This window comes from Microbacterium immunditiarum (genome assembly GCF_013409785.1).
In the GTDB taxonomy this organism is placed as follows: Bacteria; Actinomycetota; Actinomycetes; order Actinomycetales; family Microbacteriaceae; genus Microbacterium; species Microbacterium immunditiarum.
The window spans coordinates 33,041-50,368 of record NZ_JACCBV010000001.1; the positions used below are offsets into that span (position 1 = coordinate 33,041).

Here is a 17,328-nt window from a genome sequence, read left to right on the forward strand (position 1 = left end):
GTGATCGCCCGATTGGCCACAGACCGCGACCCGCGCACCTACGCGGCCTGACGCACCGCCAAGCGCAAGACGAAGTAGAACATCCTCTGCTGCCTACAATGAGCGATCGCTCGCGAGATGTTCCACCGCATCACGAACCCGCGACCTGCGCCCCGCACGCAGGGGTCCCGGACTCAGCCTCACTGACGTCGCCGGCACCACCGGCTGCGCGATCAGCAAGCGCTCAGTCATCGAACGCGGCACCATCCGCAGAAGCACACCCAGATCTCGGCTTGACAACATGTGAGCATCAAGCTCCTGGCTGACGGTCAAGAGCGAGCACGCGCGCTCTTGACCGGGCACCTCCCTGCCAGGAAGGCCTATCGGTTCGGCGGTCTGTGTCGGAGGTCGGGGTGCGCGCCCATCATCGAGCCCCCACTAGCGACACGATCACGCATGCCGGACAACGACTGCAATGGCCACCTGGATGAGCGTTGCTCGACCGGCGCGGCCGCGCCGGTCGAGCAAGAGCGGACTACGCGGGAGCTTCAGCGCCGCGACGGCGCAACCTCGAAGGAGTAGCTGCCCGCGCCCACCTCGAAGACGCCCGGTGCCAGTTGAGTGACGCCAGCGATCTTGCCTACTGGCTTTCCGCGCTCGGTGAGCTCATACCCTTCGGGGATAGCGATCCTTAGCTCTGCGGTGGCGTTGCCCGGGACCACCAGGGTGCCGCTGGATCCCGTGGCGTTCTGCTCCCAGTCGACCGACACGTCGCCACGCACAGTGCCGACCGTCGCCCGCACCCACGTCAGATCGTCGCTGACCAGCGGTTCAACGACGACTCGCCGATAGCCGGGCTCGATGGGCCTGATCCCCGCGAGCTGTTCGAAGAACCACGGCTCAACAGAACCGAACAGATAGTGATCGTGCCCCGACGGCCGTCCCTGCCGTGGGTCGGTGACGGTCCACGTCTCCCACAACGTGTCAGCACCGTTCTCCAACCAGAAGCCCCAGCTCGGGTACGTGCGCTGACTGGCCACGGCAAGCGCCAAATCCTCATGACCACCGTGTGTCAACGCCGGGAGCAGCACGGCCGTCCCAAGAGTTCCCGTATTGAGATGGTTCGCTCGGCTACGAACATCCTGGGCAAGCGCATCCGCCACGGCGGCGCGGGCGTCGTCGGGGACAAGACCGAATTCCAGCGCCAGAGCGTTGCTGGTCTGGCGGTAGCCATTGTCAGATGGCGTGCGATAGAGACCAGCGTCCAGGTCCAGGAACGCGTCATTGAAGTCCGTGCGAAGCTGATCCGCCCGGTCGGCGAACCGCTCCGCGTCGGCGTCGCGTCCCAGCGCCTCAGCCGCCTGTGCCCCGATCCGCAAGCCGCGGTAGAGGTAGGCAGACGCGGGCAGTCTGAGGTCCTCGTCAGCGCTGTCCGGCGGCAACCAGTCACCTCGGCCACGCTTGGCAAGACCGTCGCCATCGACTCGGTCCAGTTCCCAATTGAGATAGCGGGCGACCCCATCGAACTGCTCCTCGAGCACACGGCGGTCTCCGTACCGGGTGTAGAGCTCCCACATGACGATCGGGTAGGCCATCGACCACTCGACCGCCTGCGAGGGCGTGCTCCATCCGCTGGTCGGCGCGATGTCACCAATGCCGCCGTCGGGGGTCTGCGTATCGGCGATGTCATCGAGCCACTTGGCGAGGAAGTTGTGGGCGTCGAAGTTGGACGCGAATCCCGCAGTATTCAGGTGACCGTCGGCCGTCCAGCCGATCTTCTCGTACATCGCGTCCACCGCCGGAATACCCAGCATGTGGTGCTCGAGACTGCGCACCACCATGCTGTGAATCTGATTGAGAGTCGGCTCAGAGGACTCGAAGTTACCGGTCACGTCCGCCGACGTGCGAACCTCCTTGGCCACCAACATATTCAACGGCGGCGCGGAGTCGAGACCCTCGACTTCTACATAGCGGAAGCTCTTTTGGCTGAATCGCGCCTGCCACCGCTCCTCGCCCTCTCCTCTAAAGACGTATTCGTCGCGTTGGAACCGACCACCGAAGACATACCCCTGCTCGAGGTTGATCCTTCCGTCTCCGGACAACTGCTGACCGTAGGCCATAGTGACCTTCTGGCCGGCCGGCGCTTTGCCCCTGAGTTCGACCCAGCCGCTCACGGTCTGCCCGAAGTCGACCAGGTACACCCCGGGCGTGGGCTCGGTTACCTCAACGGCGTCGATGGAATCCATGACCTTGATTGGTTGCTGCACTTGCGGCTCAAGCTTCCCTTGCGGCGCCGCGACGACGGGTGCGGCGGTCCAAGCCGCGTCGTCGAATCCGGCAGTGGCCCACCCCGGCTGTTCGAGCCGGGCGTCGTAGGTCTCACCGGCGTAGACGGAGTCCGACCGGGTGGGGCCTGCCACAGTTCTCCACCCGGGTCCGGTCTTCACCACCTGCGTGGAGCCGTCCCGGTAGGTCAGTTCCAGCTGGGCCAGCACGCGGGGCTCATTGTGCCACGGTGCGGTGGTGTGCATGTTCCACACATTGGGTGTCGTGAGGCCGAAGAAGCCGCGCCCCAGCTCGAAGCCGAGCGCGTTGTCGCCCGCCTTCACACGGTCTGTGACGTCGTAGGCAACGTAAAGAATGCGATCGTCGTAGTCACTCGTCGCGGGTTCCATTACGTTGTCGCTCACCGGCGCGCCATTGAGGTGCGCGACCTGAAATCCTGCGCCGGCCACGTAGAGCCGGGCACTGCTCAAACCGGCCCGGGCCCGGAAATCAGTACGCAGTAGCGGTGCAGGCTCCTCCTTGGGTAGCAGCACCCTGCTGCCCCAGGGCGCCATGCCGTACGTTCCCAGCTCGCTGGCTGGAGACCACTCACTGTCGTCGAAGTCCAACGACGTGCAGCTGGCCGGGTCATCGGCAGTGGCGAGCCACGAACCGTCCGTGATCACGGTCAGCGGCTCTCCATCGTCGAACTCGACCTGCAACTTGGCTATCAGGCCTGCGTATCCCACGGTGGCATTGGTCGCTCGGATCGCCAACAGGTTCTGACCAGCGGCGAGCCCGTCGGTTACGTCGTAGAACTGTCCGGCATCCCATTGCGCACCGCGCGGTGTCCCACCGATCTTCGTCCCGTTCACCGTGGCCACGAAGCTGTCGTCGGCGGCGATGGCGAGCGTGGCGGAGGTGATCGTACGATCGGCTGGGAGTGAGAGTGTCTTGCGGAAGCATCCGGTGCCGGCCGGGAGATCGTTGGTACCCGAAGTCGAACCCGGCGTCCATATCCAGCGCGACCCAGCGAAGCCGAAACTCTCTGCGGGCAGCGAGACTCCGTTGCCCCAAGGAGACACGCCGTAACTCCCGAGTTCCGCCGCGGCGCTCCACCCACTGTCGTCGTAGTTCGCCTCGGTCCAGCCAGTCGCGAGAGTTGCAGCCGAAGACCACGAACTATCGGTAACGATTACTGTCGGCTCCCCGACTGCGAAGTCGACGACGAGTTTGGCGATGAGGCCGGAGAACCCGGGACTTGAGTTCGTCGCTCCAATCGCGAGCTGATTCTCCCCGCTACTCACCAGGTTGGTGATATCCACGACCTGGGACGACTGCCAGTCGGCACCCGGACTAGTGGCGGCGACCTCTGTTCCGTTGACGTGGAGGGCAAAGCGATCGTCCGCCGTAACCACGATCCGCGCCGAGGTGACCTCACGGTCCGCAGGCAGGCTGAAGCCTCGGCGGAAGTACGCATCACCGGCTGGGACCCCTGCGCCGGCGACGGTGCCACTAGTCCAGATCCACTGGGCGTCGGCCAGCGTCACCTGGGTCGGCGCGGGAGGGCCCGCGATCCACCCGCCCTGCCACCCCTCGGTTCCCAAGCCGGCCTCCCACCAGCTCGGCGCGCTCCATGGCGAGACACCACCGCTCTGGTCCCAAATGCGGACCTTGAACCAGGCGCGCTGACCGGCCTCAAGTTTGCCGCCTGTGTAGGGAATGCCTGTCGACTCCTCCGACTCGACCTTGCCGCTGTCCCACAGATCCGGCCGGCCCGCATTGAGGAGAGACGGTGAGCTGGCGACCCACACTTGGTACGCGGACTGCAGCACGCCCCGCTTCTCGGCAGCGACCTGCCACGCTAGCATCGGGCGAGTCTCGTCAACCGCCAGCGGCTGGGTCGCTCGCTCGACCGTGAGCTCGTTCACTTCGGTGCGCAGGGACTGCTCTCCCTGCACGGTGATGGCAGAGGCCGCTGGAATGTTTGCTGGCCATGCAATCGTTACTGCGAGCATCGCAGCCAATGCCACCAGAGCAAGTTGACGGGGTCGAATCGCGTGCTGGCTCATCTGATTTCCTTTCGCTCGACGGTGAACTGAAACGTTTCATGAGCGATTCACAAAACGGAAAGGCACAAACCCAATCGGTGCGGTTGATCGTGGCGAACTCCGTCACCGACACGGGCCCGAACGTCGTGCTGACCCGAGCGGCGCCACCTCATCGGCGAGGAGACGCCCATTCGGCGCATCGACGGACTATCAAATGAAAGCCGGGCGGGGCAGTGAATCATATGCCTCGGGGACCCAGAACATGGACTGGACGATCGCCAGGCTCCCGGGCCGTCGAAGGCAACGGGCGCCCGCAGCGTCCTTTGCCGGCTTCCAGGTGGCGCGCAGCGCGGCCACGATGAGACCTCGGCGATTGGTCAGGAACAGGCCGAGTGTTTCGTTTCAATTTTTCGTCGGACCGACTATTCTCAGAATTCCAGAGACTGGGGGATCATGGCAGTCAGCGTGCGGGATGTCGCGGCCGCGGCATCCGTTTCAGTGGGCACGGTTTCGAATGTGCTCAACCGACCCGACAAGGTAGCGCCGGCCACCGTCAAACGCGTCAACTCTGCCATCGAGGAACTGGGCTTCGTGCGCAACGACGCCGCCCGCCAGCTGCGCGCCGGCCGAAGCCGTTCGATCGGCCTCATCGTGCTGGATGTGCGAAACCCCTTCTTCACCGATGTCGCACGCGGGGCCGAAGATCGTGCGGCCGCAGACGGCATGACGATCCTGCTCGGCAACAGCGACGAGAACGCCGAGCGGGAGCGCTCGTACCTCGACTTGTTCGAAGAGCAGAGGGTGAACGGCGTGCTCATCACCCCGCTCATCGACGATCTGCCACGGCTCGAGCTCTTGCAGCGTCGCGGCACGCCCGTCGTGCTGGTCGACCGTGAGTCCGCCGATCGCAGGTTCTCGTCTGTGGCCGTCGACGACATCGTGGGCGGCGAGCTCGCGGTGCGCCACCTCGTGGAGACCGGTCGCCGGCGGATCGCCTTCGTCGGTGGGCCGATGGCCATCCGCCAGGTGACCGATCGCCTCGAGGGCGCTCGGCGTGCTGCCGCCGAAACGCCGGGCGTGACGGTCGAGGTCGTCGAGACCGAGTCGCTCAGCGCGCTCGCGGGGCGGGAGGCCGGTGCCGAGATACGCGAGCGCGCCGCGGCCGATCGACCCGACGCGATCTTCGCCGCCAACGACCTGCTCGCCATGGGTGTGTTGCAGGCACTCATGATGCAAGGCGAGGTGCGCGTTCCCGACGATATCGCCCTGATCGGCTACGACGACATCGACTTGGCGTCGTCGGCGGTGGTGCCACTGTCGTCGATCCGGCAGCCCGCGGCGCTCATCGGCTACACCGCTGTGGAGCTGCTGCTCAAGCAGGCAAGTAGGCTCGATGGCGGTGGCGAGTGCGAGCGGGTGGTCTTCCAGCCCGAGTTGGTCGTGCGCGCGTCGACGGTTGGGGATGCCGCCGCGGCGGCATCCCCGTAGCTTCCCGCCGGCGCAGGGCGAAGCACACTTCGGCTTCCTGGGAGCCCCCGTGCAGGCCGACAATCCGTCATCGAGCACGCTGACCCGGAAACTCCTCGACTGACAGCCGGTCCAGCCAGGGCTCCTCCAGGAGCTGGCGGAAGGACACTACTCCGACAGCCCTGTGACCACCGTTTCCTGACTCCGAGATCCCTCAACTCGACCGGCTCCGCGGCGACGCCGCAATGCTGCGTCGCGGAACCGGTCGCCGGTTCCCTCGGCAGTCGAGACTTCAGCCCAGAGCGCGTCGAGGGACAGCCCGAGGACGTCGGCGACAGCTGCGACAGTCGGGAACGCCGGGGTGGCCACGCGGCCCGACTCGATCTTCCGCAGCGTCTCCGGCGACACACCGGCATCGAGCGCGGTCCGGAGCATGGACCGCTCGCCTCGAGCGCTCCGCAACGCGGCGCCAAGGCGTCGTCCTCGTTCGATCTCCTCCGCCGTATTCGGCGACCGCACCATCATGCGCCGATTCTAGTACCGGTATAATAAGACTGGTATAGTTATCGGCATGGGTGCTGTCGCATGATCGAGATTCTGAACGCCGACGAACTGTCACGGGCGCGCGACACGGGCGCATTGGTCGCAGATATCCTGCACGAGCTGAAGCGCCGCACTGTCGTCGGCACGAACCTTCTCTCGATCGACCAGTGGGCGAAGGAGATGATCCTCGAAGCCGGGGCGAAGTCGTGCTACGTCGACTACGCGCCGTCGTTCGGACGCGGGCCGTTCGGGCACTACATCTGCACGGCTGTCAACGATGCTGTCCTACACGGCATGCCCCACGACTACGCCCTCGCGGACGGTGACCTTCTGACCCTTGACCTCGCGGTCGCCCTGCGCGGGATCGCCGCTGACGCCGCAATCAGTTTCACGGTCGGAGATGCCGCGGCCGCGGAAGATGCCGCCATGATCACCGCTACGGAACGCGCACTGCACGCCGGGATCGCGGCGGCTCAGTCGGGCGCCCGCATCGGCGACATCTCGCACGTCATCGGAACCGTGCTGACCGCGGCCGGATACCAGATCAACCTCGAGTTCGGAGGGCACGGGATCGGGTCAACAATGCATCAGGATCCTCACATCTCCAACAGCGGACGTCCCAGCCGCGGCTACAAACTGCGCCCAGGACTCATGCTCGCCCTCGAACCATGGGTCATGGCCGACACCGACAGGCTCGTCACCGACGCTGACGGCTGGACCCTCCGCAGCGCGACCGGGTCTCGCACCGCACACACCGAACACACGATCGCCATCACGACGACCGGAGCAGAGATCCTGACCTTGCCGACACACGTTCGGGGTGAAATGGCGACGAGGCTGGCCGCCGAATCGGGCTAACCAGGACGACGCGATCGTCGAGCGCAGCAGTTGCGTGCCGACTTGAAATCGACCGATCCTTACTCGCCCGGCGATCTCATTCAGCTGGGCCGAGATGGACACGACGTCGATGGTCCGGCCGTCTCCGGGTCGCGCGTTCGTCAGCCCGGTGACCGTCGCGTGTGCCGCTACGCGGAACGATTCCGGGTGTCACCGCCGCCCTGAAACGACTAGAACTCCCCCAGCACCTGATTCAGCCGCATTACCATCTCGGTCACCGCGGCATCGTCCACGCTGTATCGCACCCGTTGCCCCCGCTTTGCGACGTCGCGGGGTGGATCGGCGATGATCAGATTGGCGGCGAGTAGCTTCTCGAGCCCATTGAACACAGTGAGGGGCGGCACCTCGAGCGCCTCGGCGATCTCGGCTCTCGTCTGGGCGGGGTGACGACGCAGGTGGCCGATGATCGACGCCTGCATCATGTTCCCGAGAGCCTTGATGGGATCCTCCGCGTAATCACTGTTCGCGGGACGGGCATAGCGAGGCATGTGCCCAGTCTCTCGCACCCTCTTACTGGCGGTCCAGTGGACTGTAGCTAAAAGTGCTTCACATCTGGAGTGTAGTGTTATACGCTTCCCTCGTGTCAAGGGATCGGTGGGACAGAAGGCCTGGAGGCAGCTCGCCTGCGCACCCTCCTGTCCGTCGAAGGGCCTCTAGACACGGCGCGCGTTACCCGGTTGTGTGGGCTCATACGATGCGGCTAGGGCGACCGCCCCTTCTTGCTGGGGAACGACATGGGCACCGCCCCGATCATTCGGGAAGGCTCATGATGTCGGGACCCCAAGGCAGACGTCGGCGCGGGCTGACGTGGGCGATCATCGGCGGGCTGGTTCTCGTCGCCGGTATCGCGGCCGTCATCCTCGTTCCGCTCATCACGAGCAACCCTGCCCCGGATCCCACCGACACAACCCCAACCGACACCACCCCGACCGCGGACCCCACGGACACTCCAACCGGCGAGTTCGTCGACGAGACCGCGTCCGAGCGCGGCTGGGTCGCAGAGCCGATCACGACGGATGCCGAGACCTACGTCCGAGCCGCACTTGCGGCCGCGGCATCCTTCGACACCACCAAGAGCGATCGAGGCGAGTGGCTCAGCTTCCTCGACACGTGGTTCACACCCGACACCCGCTACACGTCGCCCGACGAGCAGCAGGAGGCGATGGAGGCATCGCAGCTCGAGCTCCGTCAGGCTGTCGTCCTCCCCGAACAGGAGTGGGACTCGCTCACCCGCGAAGACGGCCGCGTGGAAGCGAAAGTCGAGGATGACGTCGAGCTCGCGGAGGTTCCTGACGATCAGTCGGGTGACATGCACATCGGCACAGCCGACGTCACGCTGACCTTCACGCGCAGCGACAGCTCGGGCGAAGAGACCTCGTACGACGAGCAGGTGACGGTCAGCGTGCAGGTGCTCTGCGGCACCGACTCGGTTCCGACCCCCGACAGCGGCCAGCGCGCCGGCGACTGCAAGGTCATTCGATTCTTCTCGGAGCCCCAGGAGCCCTGACATGGGCGCCCCGGTCGCAGTCGCCGCAGCCCTCGTGAGAACGAGGACCGGGCGCCGGATCGCGATCGGGATCCTCGCCGCCGTCGCACTCGCGAGTGGCCTCGTCCTGGCACCGCTCGTCGCGATTCCGCTTGCGATCGCGGGGGCTGGCACGACCGCCGCGATAGAAAACCCAGCAGTCGCGCCCGTGGCCAACGGCGACTGGGGTTACCCCCTGGCTGGCGACTACACCAAGGGCCGCGGCTTCGGCTACAACCCCGTCACCGGGTGCAGCTACTGCTCGATCGATCACCAGGGCTACGACATGGCGCAGGGATGCGGTAGCACCATCCACTCCGCTGGTCCGGGCCGAGTCATCACCGCTGGCTCATACCAGGGATACGGCAACGCTGTCCGAGTCGACCACGGCGGCGGACTCATCACGCTCTACGCCCACATGCAGTGGGATTCCCTCCGCGTCAGCGTGGGCGACCTCGTCCACGCCGGCAGTCCGATCGGCGCAGAGGGCAACACCGGCCGCTCATTCGGATGCCATCTCCACTTCGAGGTGCACCGAGACGGCCGCGCCATCGATCCGCAACCGTTCATGGCCGCCCTCGGCCTTCCCCTGAAGTGATGTCCCAGCAGAAGGAGTCGTCATGCAATCCCTCAGTGTGAGTCCCGCCGACGTCGACGTCCCCGATGTCGAGCCGGACTTCTCAGCCCCGTTCTTCCAGGGCTTCCAGTCCGTCGCGTCGTACATTCTGGCGGGCGCGCTGATCGTCGTCTTGATCATGCTGATTGTCGCCGGAGCTGCGCTCGCATTCCGCGGCCTCGCGTCCGACCGGGTCCGGACATGGGCGGGCGAGAACATCCTCTGGATCTTCATCGCCGCCGCGACGCTCGGCGCGGCGAGCGGCCTGTTCCAGTGGTTCGTGAACTTCGATTTCGGGTTCTGATGTCCAAGATCCGGATGCTGGTCACCGGCGTGCTGGTGGGGCTCTGCCTCGCCGGTGCGGCGGTCACCCCCGCGCTCGCTGCGGAACCGGTATCCGTCGTCTCGTCCGTCCCGCTGAGAACGGCGGCCAACACCGCCACCCCGATAGCGGGAGAGGTCTGGTCGGCTCCGGCCTACCCGGTCGACTGCTACCAGGTCGAGCGTCAGGTCACCTGCACGCCGCAGAATGCCAGCGACATCGAAGCTCAGCAGTGCTTCACCAAGGTCTTGATCGACGGCGCCGGCACAACTCTGTGCACGACCTACGAGGAGCACGTCGAGGCCGTCAAAGCCGCTGGGGGGCGGCCGCTCATCGTGCAGTACGGCTGCCAACTGGGCGATCTCGTGTGCGCCTCCTTCGAGAACGCGGGTCGTGGAATGGCGTTGGGCGCGACCGCCGTGATGTACGCCGTCGCCGAGACGATGCGGTTCGACACGTCATCTCTCCTGTGGACAGCGGCGCTCGGCGAATGGTCGTTCTGGCAGTGGGCGATCCTCATCGTGACGTTCGGCGCGATGGTCTGGGCGATCGCCGCCGCCGTCGTGTCCGGCGATCGCGCGGAACTCGTTGGCGCACTGATCCGCAGCTTCATCGTGATCCCCGCCGTACCGCTCACGCTCTGGGCAACCGGGCACCTGCTCAACGCCGTGGACGACATGACCTGGTACCTCCTCAGTCGCGACGGTGCCACGGGGCTGTTCTCAACGCTGCAGAGCGTCATGTGGGCGGGCGGGCAGGCGAACTACTTCTTCGCCTTCCTCATTCACGGTCTGCTCATGCTCGCGATGCTCCTGCTGATGCTCGTCTTCGCGTTCCGCAACATCGTGCTTGCTGCTCTCATTGCGGTGGGCCCGATCGGATGGATGCTGTACCCCGTCCGTACAGTCGGACCGCAGTGGGTCGTGCGCTACGTCTCGGCGGTCGTTGTGCTGCTTCTCACGGGACCGCTGACGATCGGATTCCTGACGCTGGTGATCAACGGACTGGCCGGCGTCAACACGATCTGGGACCCGCGTTCCTGGCCCCTGGTCGTCGGACTCGTGCTCATCGCGTTCGCGCCGGTCGCGGTCTTCGGACTGTTCAACTTCGTCGGCGGCGTCGCGGCGGATGGCCTGGGTTCGCGCATGGGGTCGGGCGCATCGCGCACCGCCTCCAACGCCGCGCGCACCGTCGCGCGAGTGCCGAGTCGCATTGCGGCACTGCCCGCCGGCGTCCCGTCTGGCGGCGGAAAGGCGAGCGCCGCCGCGGTGAGCAGCAGCTCGCGCACCAAGGCGAACGGTCCAGCGCGTGGCCCGTCGGCTCCCGCCGGCAAGCCACGAACCACCGATTCCACTCCCTCGCCAGCATCCACACCTTCCACAACCGCTCCACCGACGCCGAAGACCGCCGAGCCCACACGAACTGAGAGGGCCGCATCATGACCACGACTGATGTGTCGCGCCCCGTGCACCTGCCCCGCCGCTCCCGCCAGGGAGTCGTCATGGGGATGGACGGCTGGCAGCTCGCCTGCATCACGGTCGCCGCGATTCTCGTGCTGATCGCCGTCAACCGGTTCGGCCCGCCCGGCCTCCTATACGCCGCACCGCTATACCTGCCGATCGGCGTATTCGCGCTCGTCACGGTGCACGGCGAGTCCGCGCCGCGGCAAACCGGTCTCTGGCTGATGAAGCAGGCTCGTCACGCGATGGGCGCGTCGACGCACACGTACCGGCCGGAGCGCAAGCAGATCGTCGGCACGCTCAACCTCCCGGGCACGCGAGCGTCGGTTCAACTCTGGGACGCCGATGGCCTCGCGTGCGCATACAACCCGCATGACCGCGCGGTCTCTGTGACCGCCGAGGTCGAGGTGCAGGGGTTCCTGATGCAGGACCTCCCCGAGCGGTACGACCTCGCCCAGCAGTGGTCGTCCGTGCTCGCATCCTTCACGCAGCGCCCGGGCATCAAGCGCGTCGTCCTACAAGAGCGCACGCTGCCGACCACGATTCGCGCGGCACGCGATCACTTCGACACCGTCACCCGCCGCGATGGGCTGGACGCGGAATCCGCCATCGCACGGAACTACGCCGAGGTGATGAACGGCTCGGAGCGGTTCGCGGTCGCCCATCGGAACTACCTGACCTTCACGCTCGATCTGGTCGCACTCGGCGCGCAGTTGAAGGCGCTCGGCGGCGGGAAGGATGCGATCCGTTCGCTCGCGCAGATCGAGGCGCGCAACCTCGCCGACGCGCTGCAAGCGGCGCGCGTACGGGTGCGGCGGTGGCTCGGCCCGCGCGATATCGCGGCGCTCGCTCGAGTCGCGTTCGACCCGGAGTTCGCTGCGAACGTGCAGAACCGCCCGGATGAGCAGGCTGGCGTCGACCCGGTCGCGATCGGCCCGATGCACCTCGAGGAGCCTCGGGGCCGTAACGGCATCGTCCTCACCGACTCCGGCGTGCACACCACGATGTGGATCCACGAGTGGCCGCGGTCGGCAGCTCCGATCGGGTTCGTCGAACCGATTGTGTTTGCACGGATGCCGTCGACCGGCGAGGCGATCACCCACATCTTCTCGATCGTGCTGACTCCGGTGAGCGTCAAGAAGGCGATGAAGCGGATTGAGACCGACAAGAAGGTCTGGCGCGGCAACGAGAAGATGCGCGCTAAGCGCGGGGCGGACGGGTCGGCAGCGGATGCGGCGGACTGGGATGCCCTCGTCAAGCAGGAGCAGGAGATCGTCGCCGGCCACGGCGAGTTCACGTACGGCGCCTATCTGACCGTCACAGCACCCGACGAGGAACGCCTCGACCAGGCGATCGCGGGTATGCGGAACGCGCTCGCGCGAGCAGGGATGGAGCCGCAGATCCTGTACTGCCAGCAGGCGGAGGCACTGATGATCAACGCGCTGCCGCTCGGATTGGGGATGCGGTGATGACCCGTCGTGTCGCCGTGTTCGAGCCGGGTGGGCTCTCGCGGAAGGAGTTGCGTGCGCTGAGGCGGGCCGCGGCCGAACCCAGCGCCGACAGGCGCGACACATCGAAGCGCCCCGAGCGCAATCTGCCCGAGCCCGTCGTACCCGGCCCATTCGGACCGGGGCTCGCGGACCACGGTTACTGGAACCTCGCAAAGACCTTCATCCCCGCGAACCAGGCCACCTCGCAGCAGCTCGCAGGCGTCTACCCCTTCGTCGCCGACGCCGGTCTCGGCCACCGCGGCCCGATCGTCGGCGTCGATCTCAACGCCGACGCGCTGTGGCACTTCTCACCGTGGGAGGCCTACACGGATGCGACCGAGCGAGGCGCCCTGTCGACGAACGTCCTCGTGCTCGGTGCTTACCGCGCGGGCAAGTCTGCCGCGGTCAAGACTCTCGTGGCCCGCTCCCTGGCGTTCGGACACCAAGCCGTCGTGCCGTCCGACCCCAAGGGTGAGTGGGTACGCGTCGCAGAGGCGATCCCCGGCGGGGTGGTCATTCGCATCGGCGGAGGCAGCGGCGCTCGCCTCAACCCGCTCGACCGCGGGCCTCGCAGATCCGATGCGTCCGACGAGCAGCACGAGAAGATGGTCCGCCAGCGCAGGATCACAACTCTCGTGTCGCTCGTCGAAATGGCTCTCGGCAACACACGGCTCACTGCCGTCGAGCACGCCGCACTCCACGAGGCGCTGGAACGCAGCATCCGAATCACCGCCGACCGTCCCACTTTGCGCGACGTATACGAGCACCTCGGCAACATCACGGCGGAGAGGACGGATGCGCGGTTGGCCGAGGGCGCCGTGCAACCGAGGTTCGTGCTGCGCAGGTTCGTGGACGGCGATCTCTCGGGACTCTTCGAGGACGAGTCGACCGTCGCCTTCGACAAGGACGCCCCAATCGTGGTTGTCGACACGTCGGAGCTCTTCGCGCGCAGTGAACTCGTCGCGCAACTCACCCAGGTCTGCACGACGGCATGGATTCAGGCCGTGATCTCCGACCGGTCGGCACGCCGCACGCGGTACCTCATCCGTGAGGAGGGCTGGCGCGACATGACCTCGCTCGCGTCGCTACAGATGTTCCAGCAGTGGCTGAAGCTGTCGCGCCACTACGGCATCAGCAACGTCGTGATCCTGCACAAGATGGGCGACCTGGACGCGGTGGGCGATGCCGATTCGAAGGAGCGCAACCTCGCGTACTCGATCGTCGGTGACATCGAGAACAAGTTCATCTTCCGCATCAACCACCAGGAGACCTCAAGTCTCCGCGAGCGGCTGAACGTCCCGGCATCCCACGTTGAAGATGCCCGTCGGCTGCGGGTCGGCGTGTTCCTCGCGTACGTCGGCCAGTTCGCGTACGTCGTGGACTGCTTCGCCACCTCGACCGAGTGGGAGTACGACCTGTTCACCACCGACGAGGCCATCGAGTCGGCGAGCGTTGACGACGAGGCGTTGAGCTACCTGACACAGGAAGACCTCGACGAACTGTGGCCCGAGCCCGTCGATACCGACGTCGCCGGGTGGCTCAGCGCATCCGGAAAGGAGCAGTGATGAGCACCATCATGCGCACCTACGCGACTGTGACCGGTCCGACGGCGACGTTTGTCTCGGCGGACGGTACGTCCGAGCCGATTGCGGCGCGCGCCGGCGAGGACATCAGAACGATCGTCATGCAGCGCGCCGCCATGGAGGCACGGCGCACAGGCACGGATATCGAGCTGGTCACCTCGGGCGACCGCGGAGAGCACCGGCTGCTCGTCAGCGTGGAGGGCGAGTTTTCGCCGATCGCCGTGCCTCGTGAGCGACCGGATGCTGCGACCGAGCCGCTCGAGCCTCGCGAGGCACCAGAGTCCGACGCCGCCGAACCCCCCGAAGCGGAGACCTCGGCCCGCGCGTCGTTCATCACCGCACCATCTACACGCGATCGCACCGGATGGCGCGGGTTCATGGCCCGCTTGGGCCTCACCGCCGCCGCATCGCCCGACGTCGAGGCACGCCGCGAGCGCGAACGGATCGTGTCTCGACACTGGGCGGGCTGCCGCACGATCGCGGTCGTCAACGGCAAGGGCGGCGTCGGCAAGACGATGACGACCGCGATGCTCGCGGCGGTCTACGCGCGCTTCGGCGGCGGAAACGTGCTCGCGTGGGACAATAACGACACCCGCGGCACTCTCGGCTGGCGCACCGAGTCCGGCCTCTACGACGCCACGCTGCGCGACCTGCTGCCCGCGGCGCCGACGCTGCTCTCGACCGAAGCCGGTGTCTCTGACATCGCCCGGTACGTGCACCACCAGCCCCACGATCGGTACGACGTTCTTCGCTCCAACCCCGAGTTGCTCGCGGCAGACCAGCGCATCGAGCAGGCCGAGTTCGACCTGCTCATGAGCGTCGCCGCCCGCTACTACCGGCTCGTGGTCTTCGACTCGGGCAACGACGAGTCCGCGCAGAGGTGGCTGCGGATGGTCGACAGTTCGTACCAGCTCGTGATCCCGACGCTCCCGGCGCCCGAGTCAGCCGAGTCCGCGGCCCTCCTGCTCGACGCACTGCGCGGCCGTGATGAGCGCTCGGCTTACCTCGCCGACCACGCGGTTGTGGTCGTCACCCAGCCCGAGACAGGTTCGCGGCGCGAAGCGAACCGGATCGCCGACGGATTCATGGGGGATGTTCGCGCGGTCGAGTCGATCCCGTTCGATCACGCGTTGAAGGCTGGACCACTCCGGTTCGACGCCCTGCGACCTGCAACCCAGGACGCGTGGGTTCGCGTCGCGGCTGAGGCGGCTGCCGAGCTGTAGGGGATGCAATGAACGAAGCCCTTGGCAAGACTGTCGCTGTCCTCATCGCGGCGGGTTTCGTGGTGGCGTTCGTCTTCTCGCTTCTCGCCGAGGCCGTCACGTGGCTCATCTGCGGAGCTCGGCCGCAACCCGGAAGCCCGTTCGCCGGCGTGATCGTGGCGATCACCGGTGACCCCGACGCGTACACCGCTCCGGCAGGCTGCGCGCTGCCGTTGTGGCAGATTCGCGTCGCCGACGTTCTCGCGCTCGCCCTCGTGGCCGGCCTTGTGATCCTCGCGGTGCGGGCGCTGCGCACCTACCGCAGATCGGATCAGTCGTTCATCGCCGACCTGCGCATGCGGCTCGGCTTCGCCGATGCGACCGAAGTCCGGCAGCATCTGTCGGCGAAGGCCGTGCTGCGGCGGGCGAAGCAGCTCCGCCCCGACATCGCGAACCCGAAGGCGACCGACGTCGGCTGGCGGGTCGGCCGATCCCGCGGCATGGACGTCTACGTGTCGATCGAGGACTCCGTCGCCCTCGAAGGTCCGCCGCGCTCGGGCAAGGGCTACCGCGTGCTCATCTCAGCGATCCTCGACTGGTCGGGCCCGCTCATCACCACGTCGACCACGAATGACAACCTCACCGCGACGATGCGTATGCGCCAGCAGCGCGGCGACGTTCACGTGTTCGATCCGCAGGGCCTCTCCGGCATCCGTCACCCGCTTCGTGTCAGCCCGCTGACCGGATGCGATGACCCCCTCGTCGCGATGCAGCGCGGCGATGCGATCATCACGGGCACCGCGATCGGCACGTCGACCAACAACGCCGAGTGGGCGCAAGCCGCCGGCACGGTGCTCGGGCGACTGCTGCACGCGGCAGCGGTCGGTGGCCTCTCGATCAAGGAGGTCTACGAGTGGGGCACGAGCCCAGTCCTCGCCCGCAAGGCGGTCGACGTGCTCCGCTCGGATGGCGCACCGGGTTGGGGCGACAACCTCGAGGCCACGATCAGCGGCGACGAGAAGATCGTGTCGTCGATCTGGTTCGGCGTGCAGAACGCGGTCGCGCCACTCGCTGTGCCGAAGATCCGCGAGGCGCTCATGCCCGAGCCGGGTGGCCCCGTGTTCGACCCCCGCGAGTTCCTCGACGCGGCCAACACGCTGTACCTCATCGGGTCGGCGTCGGGCGCGTCGGCGATGGGTGGGTTCCTCGGAGCCCTCCTCGACGACATCGTCGAGGTCGCCCGCAACCGCGCGCTTTCCTCCCCCGGCTCGCGGCTCGCGCACCCGCTCGGGCTGATCCTCGATGAGATCGCGAACATGTTCCGGTGGGGGTCGCTCCCGCGCACGATGGCCGACGGCGGCGGCCGCGGAATCTGCACGTTCGTCGTGCTGCAGGCGCTGTCGCAGGCCGAGACCGCGTGGTCGCGCGCCGAGGCCGACACGATCTGGGCGGCGGCGACCGCGAAGGTGCTGCTCGGCGGCGCATCTCATGTTGATCACCTGCGCGACGTCGAGGCGCTGCTCGGCACCCGGCAGACCCGCCACACGCAGCGGTCGTGGTCGACGCGCGAAGCGGGTCACTCCACGAGCGAGCATCGCGAGCGTCTGCCGTTGATGTCGGTCGACGAGATTCGGCGGATGCCGCACACCACCGGACTGCTCGCGTACCGCAATCGGCGGGGCGTCCTCCTCGACCTGACCGCGTGGGACGAGCGCCGCGACGCCCGAGCCGTGCAGGCCGGCAAGCGCGCGACTGAAGAAGAGCAGCGCGCGGTCTTTACGGATGCGGCCACTCCCCCGCCGCAGTCCGTCGAGGCGGAGGTGATCGACGAATGACGAATCGCCGCAAGCCGCAAATGAGCCGGGCTTACCGGATCGAGTTCCTTCGTTCGCCGGTATGGTTCGCGCGGCGCGCCCGGTGGTTCCGCG

Annotated in this window: 13 protein-coding genes; 10 read left to right on the forward strand and 3 right to left on the reverse strand. The window is 66.8% G+C overall.

What is annotated here, in order from left to right; genetic code table 11:
* Positions 1 to 527: 527 nt before the first annotated feature.
* A complete protein-coding gene (locus BJ991_RS00145) occupies positions 528 to 4,316 on the reverse strand; it encodes a family 78 glycoside hydrolase catalytic domain (RefSeq protein WP_179486455.1) in 3,789 nt (1,262 codons plus the stop codon).
* Between the two features lie 432 nt (positions 4,317 to 4,748).
* Here BJ991_RS00145 and BJ991_RS00150 point away from each other — a divergent pair, with 432 nt between their 5' ends.
* Positions 4,749 to 5,783, forward strand: a complete 1,035-nt coding sequence (locus BJ991_RS00150; RefSeq protein WP_179486456.1) for a LacI family DNA-binding transcriptional regulator — start codon at positions 4,749 to 4,751, stop codon at positions 5,781 to 5,783.
* A gap of 147 nt (positions 5,784 to 5,930) precedes the next feature.
* Here the strand turns inward: BJ991_RS00150 and BJ991_RS00155 are convergent, their stop codons facing one another.
* Positions 5,931 to 6,284 carry a helix-turn-helix transcriptional regulator gene (locus BJ991_RS00155; protein ID WP_179492326.1) on the reverse strand — a complete coding sequence of 118 codons (354 nt, stop codon included), beginning with the start codon at positions 6,282 to 6,284 and terminating at the stop codon, positions 5,931 to 5,933.
* A 63-nt stretch (positions 6,285 to 6,347) separates the two neighbouring features.
* On the opposite strand from BJ991_RS00155, the gene map reads away from it, so the two are divergent.
* Positions 6,348 to 7,163 carry a type I methionyl aminopeptidase gene (gene map / locus BJ991_RS00160; RefSeq protein WP_179486457.1) on the forward strand — a complete coding sequence of 272 codons (816 nt, stop codon included), beginning with the start codon at positions 6,348 to 6,350 and terminating at the stop codon, positions 7,161 to 7,163.
* Positions 7,164 to 7,372: 209 nt separating this feature from the next.
* Here the strand turns inward: map and BJ991_RS00165 are convergent, their stop codons facing one another.
* Entirely contained in the window at positions 7,373 to 7,624 is a 252-nt protein-coding gene (locus BJ991_RS00165) for a helix-turn-helix domain-containing protein (RefSeq protein WP_218852824.1), read from the reverse strand.
* 347 nt (positions 7,625 to 7,971) lie between these two features.
* Here BJ991_RS00165 and BJ991_RS00170 point away from each other — a divergent pair, with 347 nt between their 5' ends.
* From BJ991_RS00170 to BJ991_RS00205, 8 genes are read left to right on the forward strand one after another with little or no spacing between them, the layout of a single operon-like run.
* The gene (locus tag BJ991_RS00170; RefSeq protein WP_179486459.1) at positions 7,972 to 8,709 is read left to right on the forward strand and encodes a hypothetical protein; all 738 of its coding nucleotides are present in this window, start codon (positions 7,972 to 7,974) and stop codon (positions 8,707 to 8,709) included.
* A 1-nt stretch (position 8,710) separates the two neighbouring features.
* On the forward strand, positions 8,711 to 9,325 hold the full coding sequence (locus tag BJ991_RS00175) for a M23 family metallopeptidase (protein WP_179486460.1): 615 nt from the start codon (positions 8,711 to 8,713) through the stop codon (positions 9,323 to 9,325).
* A 22-nt stretch (positions 9,326 to 9,347) separates the two neighbouring features.
* Positions 9,348 to 9,647 (forward strand): hypothetical protein, encoded by a 300-nt coding sequence (locus BJ991_RS00180; RefSeq protein ID WP_179486461.1) that lies wholly within the window; start codon positions 9,348 to 9,350, stop codon positions 9,645 to 9,647.
* Positions 9,647 to 11,107, forward strand: a complete 1,461-nt coding sequence (locus BJ991_RS00185) for a hypothetical protein (protein ID WP_179486462.1) — start codon at positions 9,647 to 9,649, stop codon at positions 11,105 to 11,107. The genes BJ991_RS00180 and BJ991_RS00185 overlap by 1 nt, the downstream gene beginning before the upstream one ends.
* On the forward strand, positions 11,104 to 12,594 hold the full coding sequence (locus BJ991_RS00190) for an SCO6880 family protein (protein WP_179486463.1): 1,491 nt from the start codon (positions 11,104 to 11,106) through the stop codon (positions 12,592 to 12,594). Before BJ991_RS00185 ends, BJ991_RS00190 begins: the two co-directional genes overlap by 4 nt.
* A complete protein-coding gene (locus BJ991_RS00195) occupies positions 12,594 to 14,180 on the forward strand; it encodes a hypothetical protein (RefSeq protein WP_179486464.1) in 1,587 nt (528 codons plus the stop codon). The genes BJ991_RS00190 and BJ991_RS00195 overlap by 1 nt, the downstream gene beginning before the upstream one ends.
* Positions 14,180 to 15,421 carry a MinD/ParA family ATP-binding protein gene (locus BJ991_RS00200; RefSeq protein WP_179486465.1) on the forward strand — a complete coding sequence of 414 codons (1,242 nt, stop codon included), beginning with the start codon at positions 14,180 to 14,182 and terminating at the stop codon, positions 15,419 to 15,421. Before BJ991_RS00195 ends, BJ991_RS00200 begins: the two co-directional genes overlap by 1 nt.
* Positions 15,422 to 15,429: 8 nt before the next feature.
* The gene (locus tag BJ991_RS00205; protein ID WP_179486466.1) at positions 15,430 to 17,235 is read left to right on the forward strand and encodes a type IV secretory system conjugative DNA transfer family protein; all 1,806 of its coding nucleotides are present in this window, start codon (positions 15,430 to 15,432) and stop codon (positions 17,233 to 17,235) included.
* Positions 17,236 to 17,328 lie beyond the last annotated feature (93 nt).